Raw genomic sequence first — 4042 nt, forward strand, 5'->3', positions numbered from 1 at the left:
CGGCCGGTCCTCCTCCCGCCGGTCCGGCGCCGCCGCGAGCGCCACGACGGCGACCGTCCGCGGCACCGGCCAGCGCGCACTGTGCGCCAGGTCCTGCACGGCCTCCAGCGCCACCGGCCCGTCCTCCAGCAGCAGGTCGAGCAGCCGCCTGCGGCGCCGCTCCAGCTCGTCGGAACTGCGCAGCTGGGCCTCCGCGTACCCCGACGCGGCCGCCTGGGCGACCTCGTGCACGGTCCGGAACGCCAGCTCCCCCAGCGCAGCCACGAGCGTGGAGTCCAGACCGAGTTCCTCCGCCGTGCGGCCCATCTGCCGCCAGGCACACATCCCGCCGACTCGCAGCGCGGACTGGAGGGCGTCCAGGCTGCGTCCCTCCAGGGCCTCACCCCGCCCGAGTTCGTAGTACGTCGCCGCGATCGCGCTCCCGTCGTCGCGCGGATCGGCGATGTGGTCGACGAACAGGGTCAGCGCCTGCACCACCCCGGACCGCAGGTTCTGGAGGTACACGCCGTCGGCGGGCCGGGCGTACTCGGGGACCTGGCGGCGCACCTCCTCCTCCACCTGGTCGGCGACGGCCGCCAGGTCGGCGCGCAGCACCTTCGCCAGCTCAGGGGGGAACTGCGGCGCGGCGGGGCGGTCCGGCACGCCGTGCGGGGTGGGCACAGCCATCACGGACACTCCTTTCGACCGGAAGCGGCTCACCCGCGGGTTGTCGCCCGTGGGGCGAGTGGGGAGTCCCGTGTAGGACGGACGCCCCCTCCGTTCCGTTCCGTGCCCCGACGGCACCCCCGTCACTCCGGCACCCCCAGCGCACGGGCGAGGACAGGCCACGATGCTGTGAACTCCGGCTTCCAGTGCGCCCAGTCGTGCCCGCCGCCCCCGTAGAAGTGGGTGGTGGCCGGGATCCCCAACCTGGCCAGCGTGCGGGCGAAGCCCTGGGCCGAGGGCCACAGGGCGCTCTCCAGGATCCCGGGCAGCGGATCGCCGCCGCCCCCCACTCCGCTGCCCTGCGACACGTACAGGGCGGTGCCGCGCAGCCCCGTGGCGCGGGCACGCGGATTGAAGTCCCGCCAGGTAAGGAGGTTGAACACCGGATTGCCCCACAGGGACGCCACCGGCAGGTTCTCGCGGGCCACGATCGCGTCCATGATGGCGGGAACACCGGGGGCCGTGGTGTCGAGGATGCCGCTGAAGGAGGCGGCCGCGGCGAACGCCCCGGGGTGACGGGCCGCGTGCGCCATCGCCCCGTAGCCGCCGGTGGAGACACCGGCGACCGCCCGTACGCCGGAGGCCCGGTACTCCCGGGCGAGCAGCGCCGGCACCTCCTTCACCTGGAACGTCTCGTAGTCGGGGCCGCCGCGCCAGACGCTCGGGATGCCGGTGGGGCCCGCGTCCGGCATCGCCACGATCAGGTCGCGGCCGGCGGTGAACGCCTCGATGTCCGTCTCGCGGGTCCAGGAGGTGTAGTCGTCGTGGGCGCCGTGCAGCAGGTACAGCACGGGGTACTTCTTCTCCGGGCGCGCTTCGAAGTCCGACGGCAGGATCAGCCGGACCGGCGCGCTGCGGCCGAGCGCGGCGGACGGCACGGACACGTCCCGGGTGCGGGGGCCGAGACGGGTGGCCGCCCGGGCAGGCGCCGTGGCCGAGGCCCCGAACAGGGCGGCGAGCCCGGCGGCGGCCGTGGCTCTGGCGACGGTACGCCGGGACACTCCGGAGGCGGGCTTCTGCGGCAGGTCGGGCATGACGGCTCCTCGGGTTCCATGTCAGGGGGACGGCTCGGCGAGCGTCCGGCTCAGGTGGGTGGCGATCTCGTCGACGTGCGGCGGATCCAGCAGCGACAGATGGTGACCGGACACCGGCACCACCTCCAGGCGCGGGCACACCTCGTCCCAGCCCAGTGCCGGGTCGTCCCGCTCGTACGCCGGGTCGCGCACGGTGTGCGGCGCGGGCTCGGTGGCCCGGTAGAGGAGGACCGGCCCGTCGTAGCCCCCGGGCCGGTGCGACTCGCCGATGCCCATGTCCAGGTAGGAGGCCCGCTGGTGCTCCAGGGCCGCGGGCGGCACGTCGGCGGCCTCGCGCAGGGCCCGCAGCACGGCGTCGATACGGGCCGCGTCGTCGCCCTCGGCCACGAGGTCGTCGTACGGCAGCTCCAGACGCACGCCGTAGGCGTCGCCGACGTGGCGGGCGAAACCCTCGAAGTGCGCCCGGATCCGGTCCGCGCGGGACACCCCCGGCCGGGGGAGGGGCCGTACGGAGTCGATGAGCACGACCAGCCGCACCTCCCGCCCGGCGGCGGTCAGCTGCCGCGCGGTCTCCTGCGCGACGAAGCCGCCGAAGGACCAACCGCCCAGCAGGCAGGGGCCGTCCGGGTGGACGGCGTTGACCGCGTCGGCGTAGCGCCGTGCCTTCTCGGGCACGGTCCTGGCCTCCTCGATCCGCTCCAGCCCGTACACCGGCTGGTCGTCGCCGAGGCGTTCGGTGAGCGTCCGGTACACGCCGACCGGGCCGCCGGCGGCGTGCACGAGGAACAGCGGCGGCCGCGAGCCGGTGCCGCGCAGAGGCCGCACGGGGGTGTCGTCGCGGGGGAGGGCACGCGCGATGCGGGCGGCGGCGTCCTCGACGGTGACGGCGGCGAACAGCTCGCGCAGGGGCAGGTCGACGCCGAACTCACGCTCCACCGCCGTGCGGACGCGGACGGCCATCAGCGAGTCCAGCCCGAGGTCGGCCCAGGCGGTGTCCGGGGTGATACGGGCGGGGGAGTGGCCGGTGACGGACGCGGTGTGGTGGGTCAGGCGTGCCAGCACCGAGGTGGGTTCCGGCACCACGGCAGGAGGTTCTTCCGGCGGTGGCGCGGTGTGAGCCGCCCGGCCGTCCGTCCACCAGTGCCGGACGTGCCGCCACCGTGGCAGCGGCAGGTCGATGACCCGCCCCGGCGGCACGGGAAGCCGTTGCCCCGCCGCGTACAGGGCGCCCAGCTGCCCGGCGAACGCCTCCGATCCGTCGGCGTCGCGGCGCAGCGTGGCCAGGGTGAGGGCGCCGGGCACGGTGTCGGCGACGGCCCCGGCCAGCACTGGGTGGGGAGAGATCTCGACGAAGGCCGTGCGGCCGTCGGCCGCGGCCGACGCGAGCGCCCGGTCCAGCCGTACGGGCCGCCGCAGGCTGGCCGCCCAGTGCGCGGCGTCGAAGACGCAGTCCCCGCGCGGGTCGTCGAGGACCGTGGAGTAGACCGGAACCCGGGGTGGACGTGCCCGGATGCCGGACAGCGCGTCCAGCAGTTCCGGCAGCAGCCCGTCCACCTGCGGCGAGTGCCCGGCGCCGACCACCCGCATGGCCCGCGCCGCCCGGCCCTGCTCCTCCAGCCGGCGCACGAGACCGGCCACCGCCGCCTCCTCACCGGTGACGACCTTCTGCCGGGGAGAGGAGTGCACGGCGACATGCACCTCCGGGAAGTCCCGCGCCAGCGCGTCGAGTTCGGTGTCGTCCAGGTCCACCACGGCCATCGCGCCGCCGCGCAGCCCGCTCAACAGCCGGGCCCGTACGGCGATGACACGTGCCCCGTCCGTCACATCCAGCGCCCCCGCGCACACGGCCGCCGCCACCTCGCCCATGGAGTGGCCGATCACGGCGGCGGGCTCGGCACCGCAGGAGCGCCACAGCTCGGCGAGCGCCAGCTGAAGCCCGAACAGGACCGGCTGGGTGACCTCCAGCCGGTCGAGGCCCTCGCCCGAGGCCAGATGGTCGTACAGGGACAGGCCGCACTCCGGGGCGAGCTGCGGGTCGAGCTTCTCTACGGCGGCGGCGAACGCGGGTTCCTCGGCCAGCAGCCGGCGGCCCATGCCGGGCCACTGGCTGCCGTACCCGGAGAACACCCACACCGCGCCGCGCCCCACCCGGTCGCGCTCACCCGTCGTCACCCGGGGGTCCGGTCGCCCGGCCGCCAACTCAGTGAGCGCTGCGACCAGTTCGGTCCGGTCCCGGGCGACCACCGCGGCGCGCACGGGGCCCCGGCCGGTGCGCCCGGCCAGGGTCCGGGCCACGTCGGCGG

Annotated in this window: 3 protein-coding genes; all 3 read right to left on the bottom strand. The window is 75.8% G+C overall.

Annotated elements, in window-relative coordinates:
- Nucleotides 1-666, bottom strand: a 666-nt coding sequence (locus tag GTY56_RS03985; RefSeq protein WP_524540075.1) for a PucR-like N-terminal domain-containing protein, incomplete at its 3' end; no start/stop codon positions are given.
- A 122-nt stretch (nucleotides 667-788) separates the two neighbouring features.
- Nucleotides 789-1739: an alpha/beta hydrolase gene (locus tag GTY56_RS03990; protein ID WP_161362517.1), complete on the bottom strand. Its 951-nt coding sequence runs from the start codon at nucleotides 1737-1739 to the stop codon at nucleotides 789-791.
- A gap of 21 nt (nucleotides 1740-1760) precedes the next feature.
- On the bottom strand, nucleotides 1761-4042 hold a 2282-nt coding region (locus GTY56_RS03995; RefSeq protein WP_161362519.1), incomplete at its 5' end, for an acyltransferase domain-containing protein.

Origin of the sequence: Streptomyces sp. SID5643 (genome assembly GCF_009872555.1) — a bacterium.
Lineage (GTDB): Bacteria > Actinomycetota > Actinomycetes > Streptomycetales > Streptomycetaceae > Streptomyces > Streptomyces iakyrus.

What these genes read in the sequence shown, in the direction of transcription:
- GTY56_RS03990 (WP_161362517.1), bottom strand. Translation starts at nt 1,739, where the DNA reads ATGCCCGACCTGCCGCAGAAGCCCGCCTCCGGAGTGTCCCGGCGTACC.